This window comes from Alkalinema sp. FACHB-956 (assembly GCF_014697025.1).
In the GTDB taxonomy this organism is placed as follows: domain Bacteria; phylum Cyanobacteriota; class Cyanobacteriia; order Leptolyngbyales; family Leptolyngbyaceae; genus Alkalinema.
In genome coordinates this window covers 44,749-66,118 of the sequence record NZ_JACJRC010000024.1, presented here as the reverse complement: position 1 = coordinate 66,118, position 21,370 = coordinate 44,749, and the positions used below count along the sequence as shown (strand labels likewise).

Here is a 21,370-nt window from a genome sequence, read left to right as displayed (position 1 = left end):
GGTGATACAAAACTCAATCAAAGCCGAAACTGGGGACAACCCTCACAACAGGATCCCTATTGCCAATGGCCTACAATGACAAAAGAAGACCAGAAAAAAGGGTGCTTGAAGTCTGTGTTATGAATCAGATCTAGCTGGGCTTGGCGTAGAGCCTCTGCCTTTGTCATGGAGGGGGTATTGGAGGTTGGTCGGAGTTTTTGGTAAAACTTTGCCATCAGGCGAGATGCAACCTTATCTTTAACTGGCCATAGACTGGCCACGGTAGAACGAGCTCCTGATTTAACGGCCAAGCCCGCTAACCCCAAAACCGAGCGATCGTCGCCAGCTGCCGTTTCGCAGGCACTGAGCACAAGCAGATTAATCGCTTGATCTGCGGATCCTTCACGAGACTTGAGTAACTCTGATAACTCTTTGATATTTAAGGGGCCATCCCAAGTTAACAAGAAAGTTTCATCTAATCGTGAGCTAAATTGACCATGGGTCGCAAGGTGAACCAAATTGACTGATTTTTCTGGATCTTGCACATGCTCTTCCAGGGCTTGACGGGTAAAGTTTTGATTGACCAAGGGAGATGCACCCATGACCGTTGCGATCGAGGCAACTTCTTGCTCCACAGCGGGCAAAGGTAGAAAGCCATTGCGCGATTGACTAATGCCTGCAACCACCGCTTGCAGTTGACGGGTAGACAAGGGTTTGCTAGGCAATAACTTCATTCCAGGGGAGAGGGCAACGGCATATTTCTCAATCAAATACTGCTTGCCATCATAGAGAGCAGCCATGGGAATATTCTGAAGCTTGCCGTCTAAAACAAAGACTAACGTATCTGTATTTTTAAATGCTTGATCAGCTTCCGCAGGACGAATCAGCAAATCATAAAGCGCTTGGAGCGCTTGCATACGAGCTTGCTTCCCAGTGACTGGATTCAGGGCAGCCAAAGCATCAGCAATGGTTTTGTGAACCTCTGTTTGCGGGATTGAGGTCGTGTAATAACGCAGGGGCTGCCCTGATTGAGAGAGAAGCAGGACTAAGCGATCGGGCAAAATCATGGGATAAATCACCGTCGCCCGAGGGTCAATCTGGTCAATTTGCTGAACTGAGTCCAGACAGGCTTCTCGGAAAAAGTTATCCAGTTCAGCAACCTTCAGTGCTTCAATCAGTTCCCGCGATCGTTTCAATGATTCCTGACTCGGCTGACCCTCCATTAATAACTCAATCAATTGGCGATAAACCGGCTCTACACTTTCACGCAGGGAGAATTGGATGTCGGGGTTCATCGCCACCAGATCTCCCCGCATAGACTGCAACGCCCGAACCGCCTCTTCATAAAACTGAATGGCGTCTGCCCGATGCCCTTGTTTCTGGTGCAGCAGTCCTAGTTGCCAAGCGGCTTGGGAAATCAAGCTAGGTGAATTCAGTTGGCGGGCCAAGGTCAAAGACTGTTGAGCAACCTTAGTAGCATTTTGCCATTGCCGATGCTGAGCATATAAACGGGCCAACTCATTCAAGGCATAGGCTTCGGCCTGGGTATCTCCTAGCTGATGGGCCACTTGGATAGTCTCTACCATAAATTCCTGCAATTTCTGAATGGGTAAGCCAGGAATCGGTTGAGTTAAGCGATTGAGGGATGCCACAAAATTAATGGCACTATAGAGCGCCGCATGGCTTGGGGGCAAGCTACGGTGGGCTTCTAAAAGCTTGGGGGCAAGTTGAATCGCTAAATCTTTGCGATCGTACTCGATCATCAAGCGTAGCTGCTTCACTTGGGCTTGGACTTTTTGTAACGGGGTTTGGGCCGATTTCTCTGCCGCTTCCAAATTCTCTAGGGCGCGATTGGGTTCGTCCATTTGAACAGCTAACTGCCCCAAGTTCAAGAGAATGGTACTTTGAGCCGCCTCATCTCCATGTTGGCGGGCTAAATCCAACGCTAAGGTAAAGCTATTTTTTGCATCTCGATAGTATCCCGCACTGTACCAAGCGTTGCCTGCGGACTGGAAGCCAACCATTTTGACTTGATCGTTAGGCGTCGTAGCTACGGTTTGCATTAAAGCATCTAACTGTTGCTTCGCCCGTCGATAAAACCCCAACTGCTGTAGCGCTTGCGATTGGTTGATTTGTGTTCCCAGTTGACCGATCGGGTCCTTAGCCGTTTCATAGTATTTCTGAGCTTGTTGCCAAAGTTCCAGGGCAGTCTCTGCTTGATTAGTATTGAGCAATAGCTGCGCTTTGGTATTCAATACCTGGGCCCACAGCCTTGCATCCACCTTGCCATCGGTCGTCTTCAATAGGTGGACACTGCGATCGATCGCCTGTTGTGCGGCATCCCATCGATTCAGTGCTTGTTGTGCCAACGCGAGATAGCTTAAACTGAGCGCTTCATTCGATATATCTTCTAGGCTTTGATAGATTTGGGTCGCCGTTTGCCACGCAGCGATCGCATCTCCAAAACGGCCTGCCCGATAGAACTGGCGACCTTCCGTCAGCTTAGCCAAACCATGAGCGAGTTGTTGAGGCTGTGGGGCGCGGTGGCTACTGGAGGATGGGGCGGATGGGAGTGCAGTCTCTAGGGACAGTGGAGTCGTTGGCAACGACGTTGGCAACGTAGTCCCCACCGCAAAGGTTTCATGGGGGGATCGCATTTGTACAACAGAATCAGGGATCTGATTGGCACCTTGATGCGTGTTGCTGGGATTAGTGATTTGAGCCAAAACCGGTTGTAGCCATAGAACCGTACTTAAAGTCAGCAAGCCCAGACTACCGGATAACCAGCGCCTTAAGAGACGTGAACACTTTTTGGAGCAAAACAACATCATGATTCTCTCAATCCGCTATGGACTCATGGCGCAAGTAAAGGGTAGAGCAGTCGCCAGGGGGGCGGGATCGTCGGGTGTTGGAGCCACTAACTGCACTTGACCTTGGGCATTTCGAACCCATCCCACCGCTTGCATCAACGTCGTAGCACCTGAAGAGCGTGTGTGTGGCTGACTAGTAGGGGGAGCCGTGGCTTGAGCCGATCGGATAGGCTGTGTCCAAGTGGGAACCTGGGTAGTTGTAGCGATATTCTGAGGTTCAAAGTCTTGGAGATCTTGCCAAATGAGTGGGAACGATACTTGCTCGGTGGGTTGCAAGGGCATTCCGCCACGGCCCGTTATGACAAAACGACTATTCCGGCTGAAGCCGCAGGTTTGCGTAATTTTTTGGGCTTGATCAAGCAAGTCAGTGGCTAAGGGCGGAGTCCCAGAATCAGGGTCTGCCTGAAGGTTGTTAATGACGACTTCCCCATTAAACTGCAAACCTAAGTTCGAGATGGCGGTGATATCGCTCTGCGGCGTCAGTTGCAACGAGGGACGGAGACCCAAAACGTTTTGAGCATTAATTTCGATACGTCCCCCAAAGTTACTCGAGGCATTCGCAGTAATATCGCTATTTTCTAACGCTGGCCCCACTAGGAATGGAGTGCTAATTAAAATATTTCCCCCTGTTGCACTGCCCGTTGCATTGGTGGTAATTAAGCTACGGTTCCGAAGAGTCACATTATTGCTGCTGTTGATCACAATGTTTCCCCGATCGCCGCCACGACTGGCTGCATTCAGGGTACCCCCATTATTGAGCAAAATTGAATTCGCTTGGATTTGGATATTGCCCACGGGGCCATTGCCGGGGCGAGCTGTAGATTGTGTACTGGTTGGAAAGTTACTGACATTAATCACAGCCCCATTGCGCACCACCAAGCGATCGACATTCAGCGTAATGGTACCACCAGCCCCAGTCGTTGCTGGAAGCGGTGTGACAATATTAGGGGGCGGGGGTTGCAAGACGGAAGTTGAAATCAGTCCCCCAACCCGCGCCGGATCTTGTCCAGCCAACTCAACTTGTCCAACATTGATTAGGATATCGCCAGCGTCCCCGACCCAGCCTGTTGCAGTGGCAATCTGAGCTCCATCCCCCAAAAACAGGCGATCGCCCGAGATCGTAATTTGTCCGCCTTTGCCACTACCTCGACCACTAACGGTTGAAAAGACACCACTGGGGCCAATTGTTGCCCCCCCCGTAATCCTGGTATCAGTGGCTTGAAGAAAAATCTCTCCCCCGCGACCAGGCCCAATGGTGGAGGAATTGATCTGGGCACCACCCGTGATCGTTAATTGACCCGTTTCTACGGTGATAGGCCCTCCATTCCCACCAGCTCCACTGGCCAATAGACCACTCGGACGATTGACTCCAGTACCACTCAAGTTAACGCTGGATGCTTTAACGTTCAGTATCCCCCCTTGCCCCAATCCAGCGGTACTCGCAAAAACTTGAGCACCATCGCTGACATTCAACGTATCGGTGGCAATGCTGATTGTTCCTGCATTGCCTCGAGCAGTTCGATTCAATACCTGGGAAAAGAGGCCACTTTGAACACTGACCGCAGGAATTTCTCCTTTCAGATTAACTTGTCTGGCTTGAACCGTAATGTTCCCCGCTGCCCCGGCAGCCAGGGTAGATGCTGAAATAAACCCACCCCCGATCGCTTCGAGGGTACCAGTTGTGAGATTAATGCTGCCTCCTTGGGTGGTTGCAGTTGCATTTAATCCAGGATCGGTCAAAATCATGCTGGGAAACAACGTACTCGCTGTTTGGCCTTGGGAACCCAAGACTTGGATCCTATCCGTTGTGTTAATGGTAATGGGCTGGCCTTTGCCGTTGTTTAGGGTAATGCCTAGCAAAGCGGAGCCATCGCGAATTTGGAGCGATCGCCCTTGAATCTTAATTGCTCCATTGCCTGCACTGGTGCTGCTGGTATCGATCGAAGCAGCTTGGAGTAATCGAATATCGCCAAAGGCAGAAGCACTCTCGTATCCCAGCATCCATCCAGGATTAGTCGGAGTGAGACTGACAAATTGGTTGCCTTGCACACTACCAATTTCAATACGCCCCCGATCAGAAGTTAGATTACCACCTTGGAGTGTGACATCCCCACCCAGAAGTGCTAGGGTTTGCCCCGGTTGAACAGCCAGACCTGTTGGACGCGCACTGCGATTAATGGAAAAGCTACTGCCCAGTTTGAGATTATTTCCTGAGCCGTTAACCTGAATTGGGCCTGGACTGGCTCCAGATTGCAGCCCAACGGGAGCACTGATGGTCAATAAAGGTTTTACCTGGGGAGCTAGGGCACTAAATTCTGTACCATCTTGGAAGCGGATACTAGCAGCAGTACTCCCAACAAAGGAGCCTCCCAACTGTAAAGTTGCACCACTGCCAAAGGTTAGGCCGTTGGGATTAATCAAAAATAAATTAGCGCTCCCATTAGCTTTTAAAATGCCATCGATCGTGGAAGCCGTCGAACCGGTCACTCGGGCAAAGATGTTGTTAACGGTCGGCGCATTATCGAAAAAAGCAGAGCCCCCCGTTGGCACAGAAAACTGAGTAAAACTGTGGAACAGATTACTGCCCGCTTGGGTTCCCCCCGTAATCGTACAGGTGATACACCCTCCCGGCACAATCGAATTGACGGGCAAGCTGTTATCTGGAATCACCTGTGCCCAACCAGATGTTCCCATCTGCATCCAAGCACCCAACGCCATGGGAAAAACCAGGGATTTCCAGAAATATTTAGGAAACCAAATAGGTACTTGCATAAGGAATTTGGGATGACAAAAAAGATCGAATTCGAAGGAAAACCAATATCAGCGAGTCAGATCCAAAGACACTCATCCATGAAGACCAGATCTAAACTTGTAGAATCTTGCCCATGATTTATTCTTTAGGATGCCTTAAAAAATAGTCAACATATAGTCTGACTAGCTACCCCAGATTCCCAATGAATCGTTGCCAAAAATTACTATCAACTGTTGAACCGCTCTACTACCACCAACCATCACCATCGCCTCCCCAGTTGGGTTGCTCAATCGCCCCTGGAACGTTTGCTTGAACAGCTCGCAGAAATTGATTGGCTTGTGGTTCAATCAACGAGTTCACTTGGCTCTCGTAGTAATTACTCAGATTATTTACCGAAAGAAGATTAACTTGAATGGTAGGGATGATTGTTACAGTGGATGTCACAGCAAGATTAGTCTCACTGGGTGCTGATACCGTGGTCAAATTTCGTTGACCAAAATCCACAGTTACATTAGGAGCGAAATACGATGGAACTATAGAACTACCAGAGAGGCCGGTAGTTGAATTAGGATCCAAAACTGAGGTTGTAGATAGATTCGTCTGGTTGTCTAACGTTGAGAATAAACCCAAGTTGCTCAATAGCCCAACAACGGTTTGCCACCAACCATCTCCATCACCGCCCCATCTGTAGATTACGCTTCTAGCAATCATTTGAACGATATCTTGGGAGCGATTCTGACTGAGCTGCTGAGCAGCGGTTGACTGATTGGCATCTAACCATGTCACGGTTTGCCCCAGCCGAGCAGCCAGTGATTGCCTAGCTTGGGTTTGCAAGCTTGAGAGGTTGATGGTGGTGTTAATGCCAGCTGTAGCGAGATCCCAACCCATCACATCCATGGCGCGCAAATCGATGTTGCTAATATTCATCCGTTGCCCCAGCGAAATTGTTGGAGCCATGATGGCATTCGTCCCACGAGTCCAATGGCTGGCCTGCTGACCATCTCCAGACAAACTGACATTGTCTCCACTGGATAGCTCTTGAATAAAGGTCAGACCATCATCGATCGAAAATCCCTTGCGGCCTCCAATCTGTCCGTAGGACAAATCGGGGAAGAAGCTACTCTTGCTGTAATTAAACCGGAATAGGTCAAGAGGCGTAGCGTTTTGGGTGCGATTAGCAATAATGTTGTTGTAGGTAGTGTGCAACTGCCCTGCTTTGTAGGCGTTATGGGCATTTGTCGTCCAGATGGGATCATCTACTCCACTCACGAATCCCAAGATGTGACCAATTTCGTGCAGAGCGGTGCTCAGGAAATCGACCTGACTGCTTGAGGGCGTTGTACTCCGGGTAAAGTCATAGCTCCATGGCGCACTTGCCCTCAAGAGAATATAGCCATCCAAGGCAGCCCCGTTAGTGGATAACCCTAGAGCTTTGGCATTCGCATTGGTCAAATTCAGGGTACTGATACCGCGTTGGGTACTGAGCTGTTGGGACACTGGCACCCAGTCCGTGGTCATCCAGTCAAAATTCGCTGTTTGATTGCTCCCTGAGGAAAGGTTGAAAAAAGCAGTATAGTCATCGGCGGATCGCCGATCGACTGCCATCGCATTGCGAACACTAGAGTAGGAGGTTTTGGCACTGATTGCAGGTAATGCACCCCCAATCACAGAGGCCGGCAAACTACTGGAAACACCGACATGGATATTGACACTGACGTTATCAGTTAAATACTGTGACCAAATCCTGCCAGCAGTTTCTATACCAATCATTTGCTGCAGGGATGTGCCCGGGTCAAAGGTAAAGTTTAGTTGCATGGGGTATTTTCAGTGCAAATTTCAGCAGGACATGAAAGATAGATACACGCCCCATCAACGGATTGGATCCACGTCAATAGGGTTATTCAAAAATGGGTCGAGACCACATGAGTAGAGGCCATCAGTAGAAGCATCTCAAATAACCTCAAAAAATTAAGTTCTTCGATCGCGCGAGTGGTACACCTAATCTAAATCTAATTCTATTAAACGCTTAAATAATATAAGCATGCCACACCACTCAAAAACAGGAACTTCGCCATCGATCAATATTCATCTTAAAAACCTAGTTTGAAGCCAGTTTCAGCGATTTACCAAGAGAAATATTACACAAGTCAATTATGAAAAGTTGGCTAATAATTAAGCAAAATTCGTAAATCTTTGATGAAGCAACCTTTTCAGACAGGATATCGAGCATTTTTTAACTTGCATACCAGAGAGTGCCAATCACGCTTAAGCCGCTCTTCTCGATTGATATTGTTCTGATTTTCTAGGTTCTACAGGAAATATTTGCTCTTTTTCCCGACTTACTTTGAGAGACCAGATTTATCAAGTGCCAACAACTTGTTTTAACATTTTTTATCCAGAAGCTAAATATATTAGGTTTATAGTTTAATAGTGCTAATCGTAATCAGTGTTTTTACGGTCTTGCTGAACCCCGTTGATCTAACTGACGATGATCTGAAGCGTATGGTCTGAAGCGATCGATATAAAACGATCCTAAAATAAAGAAATCCGTGGCGAAAGCGTTGATTTTACGGAATTAATCTCGCTGAGTAGAACTGACTCAATTGAGCCGACGAGGCCGACGAGGCAGATGCAGACAGTGAAGCCTGAATAGTTGCCTGACATCCGTAGACTGCGATAATAAAATTCTCTAGAGACAATCAAATTCTCTTGCTTGAAATTTTGATCAATGAAGAAAATAAAATTAGAAATGCTGCTGATATGAAACAGTCGATCGACCTCAATTTACAACGATGAATTAAGTCGGAGAAATTATAATTTTGTAAATTTTAACTATGAATCTTGAAGTAGTTTTCTTGAATATCGAAAGAACCATTACTTCGTTAAGATGATTTCAATTAATTTTCAATACAAAATAATAAATAAAAGACTCCTAATTCAGCACAGACGATCAATCTGGTCTGAACTAGGAGCCCAAAAGTATCACTTCGTTGTCTAATGCACGACTAAGCCGCAGCGAATGGGAAGAGAAGACTCATCACTTGTGAAATTAGAAATGCAAGCCCCATTCCTAAGATCACAAAGCCAGCTGAATGGAATTGGACAGCCCCCCCTTCAGGGTTTCGGCCCAGAATCATTACATGGCTGATCCAAAAGGTTGCAATTGAGATCACGAGCTGAATCATCGTGAAGCCAGCTAAATAGGCAAAGAATGGAGTGGTTTCTGCTCCAAAAATGGCTTCTCCGTAGGCATAGCCGTGGAACAATCCTGCGATCGCAGTCAGAACAGCCACAAGCCCTGTATTCGGGGACTTTTTCATGACTAGCAACGCCCCAAAAAGGACGATCGAGCCAGAAACAAAGAGTTCCACCCCAGGTAAATTGAATTGAGTCAGGTGCAGCCCCGTTCCCAGCATCGCGGCCACGACAAAGGCAACAGGCAACCACAGACCTTGCCGCTTAATTGCGGCCAGAAGTCCTACCGCGACGATAAAAGCAAAATGATCAGGGCCAATAATAGGATGGGCAAGGCCCGACATCAACCCTTGGAACCAAGTTGTCGGTAAGTTCCCTCCCATCGCATGGTGCGCTAGGGATGGAGTCGCTTTCAACAGTAAGGCCCCGGTCAAGAGACTGAGAACCGTAAACGATGGGAGCAAGGATCGATTTCTAGAAACTTTCAACTGGGTCATTCTCTTTCTGTACCTCGCAGATCTTGAAAATAGGAATAAACATCGGTGGGCATCCTGGCTCAGAGACGAAACGTCTCATTACAGTTGCGGGACAGCGCTGGACTTGCACCAAGCTTTCCCCGTTACCTCTGGCGGCTGTTCTCCGACAGAACCGACTGAAGCACAATATCATGCTTCCAGGCAGAATTCTTTGGATTTGGGGGGGATCTTAATGAGGCCGTTGGGTCGGTGATCCCCGGACTGTTGAGCAAGGCCATAGCATGTAATCTCTATAGGCAGTGTATTGGATTATTTCTGAAAAATTCATCAAAAATTAAAGGGATTTTGCCCCAAAATATCCGGTTTCAAGCGAAACTACGGGAACAGACAATTGTGTGCTTCCCTGGGTTCTTATTTGCTTGCCTATTGCCCCTTCTTCTCAATCTATGAACCTGACAATAGTTTCTTGGTGGAATGGGTATCCAGTGCCCATTTTGACAAGTCTGTGGCTACTGGTTGGATGGCTACTGGTTAGATCTGTGCCCAATCGCTTCAGCAGGTCTCTGCCTTCCACAATCACAGGTCAAGACGGGGGGAGGATGCCTTCTCTCGTTGATGGAGCGACTTAGCCATGCAGTTCCAATCGAGCCACTTTGGGCTTTTGGCCATCCTAGGACTGCTCAGTGTTGTCAGCAGTCCCCGTGCGATCGCGCAAACCGTTCCGATCGTGCCAGATAATACGCTACCCACCACCACCCAAGTTCAGCAACAGGCAACGACTTTCCAAATTACAGGCGGAACTCAGCGGGGAGGCAACCTTTTCCACAGTTTTGAGCGCTTCTCAGTGCCGAGGGGACAGGTTGCTAATTTCCAAGTTGATCCAACCCTGACTCAAAATATCATTACACGGGTGACGGGCCAACTTCCCTCCCAAATTGATGGCGTTCTCACAGCCAATGGCAATGCCAATCTTTTTTTCCTCAATCCCAACGGCATTACCTTTGGACAGAATGCTCGGTTGGCGATCGGGGGGGCGTTTGTAGCCACCACCGCAAAGGGGTATCAGTTTAGTGATGGAGGGGAATTTAGTGCTACGAATCCTCAAGCTCCCCCCTTACTAGCCATTAATCTGCCCCTGGGACTACAATTTGGCTCCGCTCCTGGCACCATTGTGCAGCAATCTCCTGCCTTAGCCGTTGCACCGGGACAAACGCTAGCCTTAGTGGGCGGAGATGTGCTGGTACGGGGAGGGAACTTGTTCGCGCCCAGTGGACGGGTCGAATTGGGAAGTGTTCAGGCTGCTGGACAAGTTACAATCACCCCTAATTTAAGGGGCTTAGCGCTGAGTTATCCCAATGTTTCCACCTTAGGAAAAATCCAGCTCTTAGACGGAGCCACAATTAATACTTCTGGAAATCCTTCGGGAGCCATTCAGATTCAGGGACAATCGTTCCAGATGGCCAACAATGCTCGAATTCTCTCCTTGAATTTAGGAGCTGTTGCCGGGGGTGATCTGACCATTAACGCCAGGGATACCATTGAAATTCTGGGAACTGGGAATCACGCTCAGACCTTGCAGGCACTTGCCACAGGAACCTTAGATATTACTAAGGCCAATAATATTATTGCTACAATTTCGCTCAATTCTGGAACAACAGGACGAATTATCCTAAATACAGAAAATTTAACTTTGTTAAATGGAGCTTACATTACTAACATTACAGCAGGAGTAGGATTACCAAGTAGCTTAACTATTAATGCGTCAGACATCACATTAGATCAGGGACTGATTTCAAGTCTGACTGCGATTCATAGCCCCAGTGATAGTAGTTCTCTGACCATTAATACCGATCGCTTGACTTTACAGACAAATAGTTTTGTTTCAACAACGACTCTCAATTCAGGGAGCAGTGGCAAGTTAACCATTCATGCGCGCGATCGAGTGGATGTGGTAGGCAGTGATCTCATTCAATTTCCGCTATCAGATGTACCGGGGGTCACGACCAGTATTTCCACAACCGGCTTGGGAGGCGGGAAAGCGGGTGAGCTAGAAATTAACACTGGGCAGTTGACGCTACTCCAAGGGGCCCGGTTGAGTACCAGCAGTACGAACCAATTGGAAGGTGGCAACCTGACTATCAATGCAACCGATAGAATTGTTTTAAATGGAATGTCGCCCGATCGCACGAGTCCCACAACGGTAACGGCTCGCTCTGTGGGAGGGAGAGGGGGAAATATCAATCTCAATAGTCGTCAGCTTTGGGTGACCGATAGTGCGGTAGTCGCTGCTTCTACTTCAGGTCAAGATCGATCGGGCAACATTAGTGTTAACAGTCGAGAGATGGTTGTGGTCTCAGGGTCCGGCGGCGGATTTTTTACGAATACCACGTCCGCAGCGGCCCAGGGAGGCACGATCGCGATTACGACGGATCACTTTCGCGTAACTGACTTTGCCAAATTAGATGCGAGTACTACCGGACAACGGGGCGGAGACATCATCATCAGTAGCCGTATCTTTACGGCCCAGTCAGGGGGGCGTATTCGCACAACCACCTTCGGTCGAGGCCAAGCAGGCGATATCTCCATTGATGCCTCAGAACAGGCTGTCTTTGAAGGGACAGGGCAAATCGCACCAACCCTCCAACTCTTACTAGACGGAGTGACCAAAGGAAATTTGGTGTTTATTCCACCAACAGTGAACCCTCCGAACCCACCTCAAGGCGCTGCCATTCTTGTGCAACGACCGGAGGGAGATCTGCGAATTACTGCCCAACAAATCTTTCAACTCTCAGAACAGCAAACGGGCTTGTTCGCTAGCTCCTATGCCCAAGGCGCAGGGGGCAATCTATCCCTTAAATCCCCCCAAATTGACATTAGCCAAGATGCACTGATCTCCGTCAGCAGTTGGGCATCGGGAAATAGTGGCCAACTGGATGTTACGGCTGATCATCTTAAGGTTCAGGATAGTCTATTGCTCTCTAGTACCACCGCAGGCAATGGAGGGAAATTGGCGATCGCAGCCAACAACTTTACCCTCTCGAACGGGACTCTGATTGCTGTGACCGCCCAAGGCACTGGCGCTACGATCGATCTGAACGTTCAAGACCTGTTGGTGATGCGCCAGGGGAGCCAAATTACGGCTCGCGCCTTCGATAAGGGCAACGGTGGCAACATTAAAGTAGAGGCTGGTTTCATCATTGCCTTACCGGATGAAAATAGCGACATTACCGCAAGAGCCCTGCGAGAACGGGGTGGCAATATCCAAATTACGACCCGAGGCTTGTATGGATTAAGTTTTCAACCCCGCCCGATCCCCTTCAGCGACATTACAGCCAGTTCTGAATTTGGGATTGATGGTATTGTCACGATTAACAGTCCTGAGATTGATCCCAGCAAAAGCGTGAACGAACTCCCTGCGGATCTTCTAGATCTTTCCCATCAAATTGATCCCGTGTGCTCTCAACTGCGACAGGCCAATCGCTTTGTGGTCACCGGTCGCGGTGGATTACCGCCGAGTCCCCAGGAAGTACTCAACATTCCCCCCAGTCACAATCTGTCACCGAGTGGCGATCGCGATTTCACTCCTAACTGGACGGGCAATGGCGCTTTGGATAGTCACCCGATCGAAGCCGATCGATGGCAGTGGAATCCCGATGGCAGTCTCTCCCTACTGGCCAGTCGCCAAGTCATGGGTGTTCCCCCTGTCCATTGCGGCAGACCCACTGAAGCCGCACGGGTACCGTCTTCTTAAGCTTGCACTGGCAGGAATTCCCCCTTTTTATTTGGTAGTAAAGCGGCAGAAAACGATGCATTTTAGATTAATCCCCTGCGGTGTGGTTGGAATGATCTTACTGGCCAGTTCTTTCCAGGCCAGTGCTGCCGTGAATGCGCCATTCCCCACCCAGTCTTTACAGACTGTACCTGCTCCCCCCCATGCCTCCACCCTACAAACCACGATCGCCCAGGTCAACACCCTACAAAGACAAGGGTATTATCGACGCGCCAAACAACTGCTAGAACAAGCCCAAACTCAGCTGGCTAATCAACCGGATTCCTACGACAAGTTGCTGAGCTTACTGCACTTGGGCAATGTCTTGCGGGTGATGGGCGATCGCCAAACCTCCCAGACAGTGCTCGAACAAGCCTTGGCGATCGCCCAACGTCTACCCCACCAGTCCCAGGCCATGGCCTTAGCGAGCTTTCATCTAGCCAACACCCTCGCCGCTCAGCAAAAACGCAGCGATGCCTTGACGCTATACCGAACTGCAAGTCGTGGGGACAGTCCAGTGCGTTTGCCAGCGCTATTACGATCGCTCCGGTTGGTGTTGGAGCAACAACAGTGGGATACAGGCCAGACCTATCTCGCACAAATCCAGGCCGAACTGCCCCAAGCGGATCAATCATCCCTCGGGATTTATGCCCGTTTAGAACTGGCAGATATCCTACATGCTTGGCAATCATCGGCCTGGGTTCCCGCCATCACAGCCCAACGGGCTCCGACAGATCAAGCCCCTTCACTCGTTCATTTGTTAGCAACCGCAATTCAAAAAGCGCGATCGGCCCATGATCTACGGGCGGAATCCATTGGGCTGGGACGACTCAGCGGCTTGTATGAAGCCCAAGGGCAGTGGCACCACGCCCAACAACTGACTGAGAAAGCGTTGGAATTGGCAGAACAGCTGAATGCCCCCGATTTGATCTACCAATGGCAATGGCAGATGGGGCGGATTCGACGGACACAGAACGATCGACGGGAGGCGATCGGTTACTACCGATCGGCCATTCAAAGTTTACAAACCATCCGACAAGATCTAGCCGCGATCGATACCGAGGTGCAATTCTCCTTTCGAGATCAGGTTGAACCCGTCTATCGCGAGTTGGTGGAACTATTGATCGATGCGGCAGAGCAGGATAAAGCCAAAGGTCTAGGTTCTAGCAACCGTGTAGATTGGGCTCAAGAGGAAGACTTCCTCCACGAGGCACAACAGGTCATTGAGTCTCTCCAACTCGCCGAATTGACCGATTACTTCCGGGAAGCTTGCCTCGATTTCAAGGCCACCACCGTCGATAGTGTGGATCCTCAAGCAGCCATTATTTATCCGATTATCCTGTCTAACCGCCTAACCGTCATTGTTTCCATTCCTGGGCAACCGCTACAGCACTACAGTACCGTACTCCCGCAGGCTCACATTGAAGCCACCCTCGATCGCTTCCGACAATCCATGCGATCGACTTCCTTCCGTCAAGAGCGCCTAACGGTTGCTAAAAACCTGCATCAATGGCTGATTCAACCGGCCCTTCGTCATCTTAACCAACACAACATCAAAACCCTCATCTTTGTGCCCGATGGGGCTTTGCGAAATGTACCAATGGCAGCCCTCCATGATGGGAAACAGTACTTAATTGAACAGTTTGGCATTGGAGTCACCCCCACCCTCAAGGTCTTAGCAGCCCCCCCAAGCCCTTCCGATCGTGGACAAGTTTTAGCTGCAGGGCTCAGTCAAGGTGCTCAAAATTACACCCCGCTTCCCGGTGTGCAAGCCGAACTAGAACAAATCCAGCGGATTACCCGTTCCCAAATCCTGTTGGATCAATCCTTTACCAAGCAACAAATTCAGACCTTACTGGAAACCCAACCCATTTCAATTTTGCATTTAGCTAGCCATGGCCAATTCAGTTCTCGATCGGAGGATACCTATCTATTAGCAGTGGATGGCCCGCTCCGGTTAGAAGATTTAGACCGATCCCTGCGCAAGCGAGAACTCAAAAACTTAAGACCCCTCGAGTTGCTCGTGCTCAGCGCCTGTGAAACGGCCCAGGGCGATCGTCGAGCCGTTCTGGGATTAGCGGGGATCGCTGTGAGATCGGGCGCAAGAAGCACCCTCGCCTCCCTCTGGACGGTGAACGATCGATCGACTGCTCAGTTCATGGAACATTTTTACCGAGCCCTACAACAGGCCCACTTGTCTCGGGCAGAAGCCGTTCGCCAAGCCCAGCTAGCGCTACTAAAGCAAGATCTCTACAACCATCCCTACTATTGGGCAGCCTTTACCCTTGTTGGCAATTGGCAATAACTATAATTTTATTCTTCAAATATATTTTTTCAGTAAACTTTCAATGACTTATACGGACAAAATCGGATAGTCGATGTCCTAATTAATACATAGACTGATCCCGTATTTATCTCACTGGGTAAATATTGGCTCACCCATGTTGGCTCACTCGTGTCAGCTCACCTGTGTCAGCTCACACCTTGTGCCCCCTTGTGACCCGTCAATAACCCACAAACAAACTTGTTTACCAATCTCTTTCCGTAAAGACACATTGAGTTTCAGCGGATATGGGGTGTCTGTCAGGGAGATCTATTACTAGGGAGATCGATGACTAAGGTCGGTGATTGAACAAAGGCTAGTGACTTCAACTGCGCTAGTTAACCTAAGTTGAGATTCGGGAAAAGTCAGTATATTCATACCTCACTCCCTAGCCCATCCAATCATGAATCCACTCAAATCATGGGCCCGTCCAATTATGGATGTTCGCCACTAGTGGATCAACGATGGATAACCCCCATCAGCGTGCTGAGATCTGAATTTCCCAATTGCCTGTCAAACGCTTGGCAGCACCGGACCGATAGACAGTCTTGTTCCTAGACCGTCGCAAAAGGTCAATCCAGGGAATCTGCCTTTGTCCAGGTCATGCAATCCCCCTTTCCCCGTCCGCTTGCTCCGGTTCCCACGGAACTGTGGTGAATTCTTCCTGAAATGAATCTGTGCTTTCTTTATGAAGATAAATACAACACCCACTGCCATATTCCGAGTTCTGCTACCATGCTTATTAGCAACAGGAGCGCTAGCCCCCTCCGCGATCGCTCACCCCGAACTCGACTTTACTGACCCGCCTAGTACCCCCACTGGCACCGGCAGCGGTGGAACCCGACCTGTGTTCTGTGGCCATGAATTACGCCAAGCTCAGGCTCCCTTTGGCGTTATGCAACCCCGTAACCAGGAAAGTTTGACCGCAAGTTCGCGGCCAGATCTCTGGGTTTATATGCCCAGCAGCCATCCCCAGCAGATTGAATTCAGCATTGTGGGTAGCCAGGGCGAAGAAATTTATCAGTCGCTGCTTGCCGTTCCTCAACAGAAAGGGTGGGTGTCTATTTCCTATCCTCAAGCGGCTCCCAGTCTCCAACTGGGACAAAAATATACTTGGACTGTAGCCCTAGTATGCGATACCCGCGATCGCACCCGCGATCTCACGGTGCAGACCACAGTGCACCATACCCCCATGCCCTTCAAGATTCCTGCTGTCCAGTCTGCCAGCACAGAGTTAGATGTGATTCAACAGCTCGCGAAAGAAGGCTTTTGGCTAGATGCAATGAGCCGGTGGTCAGTTCTACAAGGCCAATCTCAAACCATTGCACAGCCCAGCCAGCGCCTCATGCCCGCTGAGCCAGCTCAGCAATCCAGCCTATCCACTCCCTCCACTCCCACTTTGCTGTCACCTATTTCCTCTAACAGGTCAGACGCTGCTAATGTATCGACTTCTCACTGATCCTGTACGTTCTCTCGGCCTGCTTACCGGACATCACTTGTCACCTGTGGCAAGACAGATTTCGAGAATTCAAAAAACCGCTACACTAAAGCCATCACGCAACAGATATACTCAGGACTCTCAATTAAGCCCAACAAAATTGTGTTGGGTTTTGTCCTGAATTTAGGATTGCAATCCCGGTATTTCACTAGACATTGGGTCATTTGAGAACGGTATCTCTTTCAGCATTGGGCTGCAAATCGGGTTATGGGGAAAGGGCTGAAACGGCAGCTTGGACTTTGGTTTAAGCGCGGATTACCGATCGTTGGAATATCCGCTGGCGTGATAGGGCTGCAATGGTCGGGACTGTTGCAGCCTTTAGAATGGGCAATTTGGGATCTCTGGCTAAAAACCGTCCCCCTAGAACCTAATCCCCAACGGGTCACCGTTGTTGCCATTGATGAAACTGATATCTCTCGATGGGGGTATCCCCTATCCGATGAGCTGCTAGCCAAGGGGTTGACAAAAATCCGCAAGCTCCAGCCACGGGCGATCGGCTTGGATCTCTATCGCAATCTCCCGGTGGAACCTGGTCATGCCAATTTGCAACAGGTCTTTTCCACTACGCCCAATCTGATTGGCATCCAACGATTTTTGCGCAGTCCCTTGGGAGAGGGCGTTGATGCCCCCCCTATTTTGCGCGATCGTAAACAAGTGGCTGCCAGCGATCTGGTCATTGATGGCGATGGCAAGGTGCGGCGATCGTTACTGTCCTTCCTGGACACCCATAAACAACCTCAGCTAACCTTGGGCACGCGGTTGGCCTTGATTTACTTAGAGAAAGAAAAGATTGCGCCCAAAACAATTAAAGGGCAAACGATTCAACTGGGAAAATCTATTTTTCATCGTTTGGAAGCCCATGACAGTGGCTATGTTCAAACCAACCTAGACGGTTACCAAATCATTAGTCGCTTTCAACGATCGCCCGGTGGCGTGACCCGAGTGTCACTCTCTGATGTCCTAGATGACAAGGTATCACCCGACCTCCTCCGCAATCGTGTGGTTTTAGTGGGAACTCGGGCTCCCAGCATTAATGATCAAATCTATACCCCCTTTAGCCAAGGAGCCGACACAACCTGGGCTGGGGTGGAAATCCATGCCGATGTCACCAATCAACTCCTGAGCGCAGCCCTAGATGGCCGCCAACCGTTGCGAGGGGTTCCCTACCCGATCTATAGTCTCTGGACGATCGTTTGGATCATCGGCGGGGGTTGGGTCGGTTGGAAACTGCGCAGTTGGACAAAAGCCGGTTTTCTTTTACCCGGTTTATTCCTTGTTTTAGTGGGAACCCCCTATGGCTTATTTCTAGCAGGCTGGTGGCTGCCCATGGCAGGATCGGCGATCGGGTTTGCGGTGGCGGGGATGTTCTGTCGCACCTATATCGCCTGGGAGCAACTGAAGCGATCCCATCAAATGCTGGCGAACTACTCTAAGCAACTGGAGGAAGAGGTTGCCGCCCGAACCCATGAGCTGACGGAAAAAAATCAAAGTTTAGCGCTTTCCCAACGGCAAGCCGAAGCCGCTAATCGGGCCAAAAGTGCCTTCTTAGCCAATATGAACCATGAGTTGCGCACACCGTTGACCATTATTTTGGGGTGCAGCGAATTACTCAACTATGATCCCGGCCTGGATGCCGAGCAAAAATCTCGACTCACCACGATCGAACGGAGTGTTCAACACTTGCTGGGATTGATTAATGATGTGCTAGAGCTCTCTCGGTTAGAGGCTGGAGCCGCCGTACTTCGCCCCACTCGCTTTAGTCTCAAACAATTCCTACAAGGATTGGAAGAACTCTTTGAACCCCAAGTGGTGGCCAAGGGACTGACCCTGTACCGCAAAGATGCCCCAGATTTACCCCGCTATGTCATTGCGGATGAGAATAAGCTGCGCCAAGTGTTAGTCAACCTGATTAATAACGCAGTCAAATTTACCCACCAAGGCACCATCAGTTTGCAGGTGTTCCAATCTGCTGGGACATTTGCTGAGGCATCCGCTCAGTCAGAGTCTCACCCCGATCGCCCCGCTACGAGTCACCCCACCGTCCATCTCATCTTTCAAGTCAGTGATACCGGAGTTGGCATCCCCGCAGCGGATCTCGAACAGATTTTTGAAGCCTTTGTCCAGAGTGAATCGGGACAACAATCGCAGCAGGGCACAGGGTTAGGATTGGCGATCTGTCGGCAAATGGTGCAACTTATGCAGGGAGAGATCACAGTGACCAGCACCCTGGGACAGGGCACCCAGTTTCAAGTCACGGTTCCGGTGGGTATCGATGGCCTGTCTCCCGTCGATCGATTACAATCTTTGGATCCTCTCCGAGGGCTAGCGGCAACATCCAGTCCTCTGGTCACAGCAGTGCAGGAGGAGGTCCAGGAGGCCGTGCAGCACAGTCGCGCGATCGCCGAGCAGCCGTCCCATTGGTGTTCCGAGTTACATCATGCAGCCTATCGCCTCAATGCAGAGCGGTGTCAACGACTCATTGGTGAAATGCCCATTCCCGATCCGGCCTTGTTACATCACCTTGAAACCCTCATCTGTCAATTTCAGTTTGACAAAATTGTTGAACTGACAACGCTCAAGCAAAACCAAGATACGAATTGGTGATTCCAGTCCCTCCCTCCAGCCCCGTGACGACTTCTAGGTGGGTGGATGTTCTCTCTCATTCTCGAAGGCACTCTCTCTAGCCCATGGCCCAAGCTAAGGGGGTATCGGGAAGCGTCAAACCCGAAGATGGCTTGTCCACAGGAAATCCATGAACGCAAGCTGCATTGCTCTTTTACAAAATAAAAAATTTCCAAACTGGTAGGTAATCGCTCCCAATAGTAGGTAATCGCGCCAGATATACGTGGGATCCAACCAGAAAAATTTGTTTTCACCAATAATAAAACTTAGTTACAGAATCTCTTTACTTAAGGCATTGAGAATTCTGATTCTCTGGCTTTAAACTGAGGACATCCTGAACTTAAGTCAGTCTGTCTCCAGCGTTCATGGTGATCTGGTCATTGCTAGGTGCCAGGAACTACTCAGTTGTCTGCACATCCACTCCAAGCGGCTCCCTAAAACCTATGCTGCCCCACTCCACTCATCGTCAGGTTCTTCCTTTGCCATCTAAGCTACCGCTGTCGGATATCACCGCTTACTACTTAGAGCGCCTGATTCACCAACGGATCGATCGCCTCCGCTTAATTTCCGACCAGACACCACCCCTGGGGGATATCATCAGCACAGTCCGTCAACTGGAACAGCTGACCCTGCAACACCAAACCCTCAGTAGCCAAGGGGCAAAACACCATCAATCCCTACAGCAAACAGAGGTCGAGATTTTTCGGTTGCTGGGCTTTAACTTAGACGATGGCAAGCCTCAAGCGACCATTTTGGTGGTGGATGACACACCGGAGGTTCTCCGATTTTTCTCGGAAACCTTGGCTCGCCACGGCTATGAAGTGTGTAGTGCAATTAGCGGGACGATCGCCCTGAATCATGCCACTCAAATCCAACCCGATTTGATCTTGCTGGATATCATGATGCCGACGATCGATGGGTATGAGGTGTGTGAACGACTCAAAGCCGATCCGACCACGGAACAGATTCCGGTCATTTTTGTCAGCGCCATCCATGAACCCTTCGACAAGGTCAAGGCTTTTAACATGGGCGGGGTCGATTACCTCACCAAGCCCATCCAAGTGGAGGAATTACTGATTCGCATCGAGCACCAGCTCACCCTGCAACGCTTGCGTAAACAGATGATGGATCAGAATCTGCTATTTCGGGCAGAAGTGGAACAGCAGCTCCACGCTTCAGCCACCTATCGTCAGTTCTTTGACCAAGCCGTAGACGGCCTCTATCGCATTAGCCCGGAAGGAAAATTTTTACAGGTGAATGCTGCGCTCGCCACGCTATTGGGATACCGCGATGTCGAGTCATTGCTCCAGGCTGAAGGAATGCAGCACCTCTATCTCAGTTCTTCTCGCTGGGGGGAATTATTACAATATCTTTATCAATATGGGCGAGTTCAAGAGTTTGAATCTCAGGTGGCACGGCCCGATGGCACTCACATCTGGATTTCGGAATCAGTGCATGCCATTCGCAATGAGAACGGCATCATTTTAGGGGTAGAAGGGATTGTCCGTGATGTCACCCAGCGTAAGGAATATCTGGAGAGACTCCTCTACGATCGCTGGCAACAGGAGCAAGCCCTGCAATAGCAACCCTGATTTGACCTGAAATTTACTCTGAAACGGATGATCTAAAACGGATCTGAAAGTCTGCGAGATCCCGTAGGATTGTTCCAGATCCCGATCGTGCGGTAGTCATCGGCTATGGGGCAGTGGACTGCTCGGACTTGTGGGATTCGCTCATTGTTCGGAGCTGGCAGAATGCCATTTTCTCCAAACACCACTGTATCGAGTTCAGTATCGAGTTCAGTATTGAGTGCAGTATTGAGTGCAGCATTGAGTTCAGGCTCAATATTCAGTGGAACCTCGATACACTGGTGGGAAGCCAAGGGA

The 21,370-nt window shown here is 49.7% G+C and carries 10 protein-coding genes and 1 riboswitch; of the genes, 5 read left to right on the top strand and 5 right to left on the bottom strand.

Going from position 1 to position 21,370, the window contains the following annotated elements; genetic code table 11:
- Positions 1–56 precede the first annotated feature (56 nt).
- The 4 genes from H6G21_RS20080 to H6G21_RS20065 all read right to left on the bottom strand — a co-directional run bounded on the left by H6G21_RS20080 (position 57) and on the right by H6G21_RS20065 (position 9,293).
- Entirely contained in the window at positions 57–2,636 is a 2,580-nt protein-coding gene (locus H6G21_RS20080; RefSeq protein WP_190575205.1) for a CHAT domain-containing protein, read from the bottom strand.
- Between the two features lie 189 nt (positions 2,637–2,825).
- Positions 2,826–5,621, bottom strand: a complete 2,796-nt coding sequence (locus H6G21_RS20075; RefSeq protein WP_190575203.1) for an S-layer family protein — start codon at positions 5,619–5,621, stop codon at positions 2,826–2,828.
- Positions 5,622–5,847: 226 nt separating this feature from the next.
- Positions 5,848–7,416 (bottom strand): NF038122 family metalloprotease, encoded by a 1,569-nt coding sequence (locus H6G21_RS20070; RefSeq protein WP_190575199.1) that lies wholly within the window; start codon positions 7,414–7,416, stop codon positions 5,848–5,850.
- A gap of 1,190 nt (positions 7,417–8,606) precedes the next feature.
- Complete coding sequence (locus H6G21_RS20065) at positions 8,607–9,293, bottom strand: HupE/UreJ family protein (protein WP_190575197.1); 687 nt, start codon at positions 9,291–9,293, stop codon at positions 8,607–8,609.
- Positions 9,294–9,319: 26 nt separating this feature from the next.
- Positions 9,320–9,464, bottom strand: a riboswitch (cobalamin riboswitch).
- Between the two features lie 439 nt (positions 9,465–9,903).
- Between H6G21_RS20065 and H6G21_RS20060 the strand changes: the two genes are divergently transcribed.
- The 5 genes from H6G21_RS20060 to H6G21_RS20040 all read left to right on the top strand — a co-directional run bounded on the left by H6G21_RS20060 (position 9,904) and on the right by H6G21_RS20040 (position 21,067).
- Entirely contained in the window at positions 9,904–13,023 is a 3,120-nt protein-coding gene (locus H6G21_RS20060) for a filamentous hemagglutinin N-terminal domain-containing protein (RefSeq protein WP_190575195.1), read from the top strand.
- 55 nt (positions 13,024–13,078) lie between these two features.
- Positions 13,079–15,346 carry a CHAT domain-containing protein gene (locus H6G21_RS20055; protein ID WP_190575191.1) on the top strand — a complete coding sequence of 756 codons (2,268 nt, stop codon included), beginning with the start codon at positions 13,079–13,081 and terminating at the stop codon, positions 15,344–15,346.
- Positions 15,347–16,052: 706 nt separating this feature from the next.
- Positions 16,053–16,823: a DUF928 domain-containing protein gene (locus H6G21_RS20050; protein ID WP_190575190.1), complete on the top strand. Its 771-nt coding sequence runs from the start codon at positions 16,053–16,055 to the stop codon at positions 16,821–16,823.
- Between the two features lie 246 nt (positions 16,824–17,069).
- Positions 17,070–19,466 carry a CHASE2 domain-containing protein gene (locus tag H6G21_RS20045; protein ID WP_190575189.1) on the top strand — a complete coding sequence of 799 codons (2,397 nt, stop codon included), beginning with the start codon at positions 17,070–17,072 and terminating at the stop codon, positions 19,464–19,466.
- Positions 19,467–19,963: 497 nt separating this feature from the next.
- A complete protein-coding gene (locus H6G21_RS20040) occupies positions 19,964–21,067 on the top strand; it encodes a response regulator (protein ID WP_190575188.1) in 1,104 nt (367 codons plus the stop codon).
- Positions 21,068–21,108: 41 nt separating this feature from the next.
- On the opposite strand, the gene H6G21_RS20035 is transcribed toward H6G21_RS20040, so the two are convergent.
- On the bottom strand, positions 21,109–21,366 hold the full coding sequence (locus H6G21_RS20035; RefSeq protein WP_190575187.1) for a hypothetical protein: 258 nt from the start codon (positions 21,364–21,366) through the stop codon (positions 21,109–21,111).
- Positions 21,367–21,370: the final 4 nt, after the last annotated feature.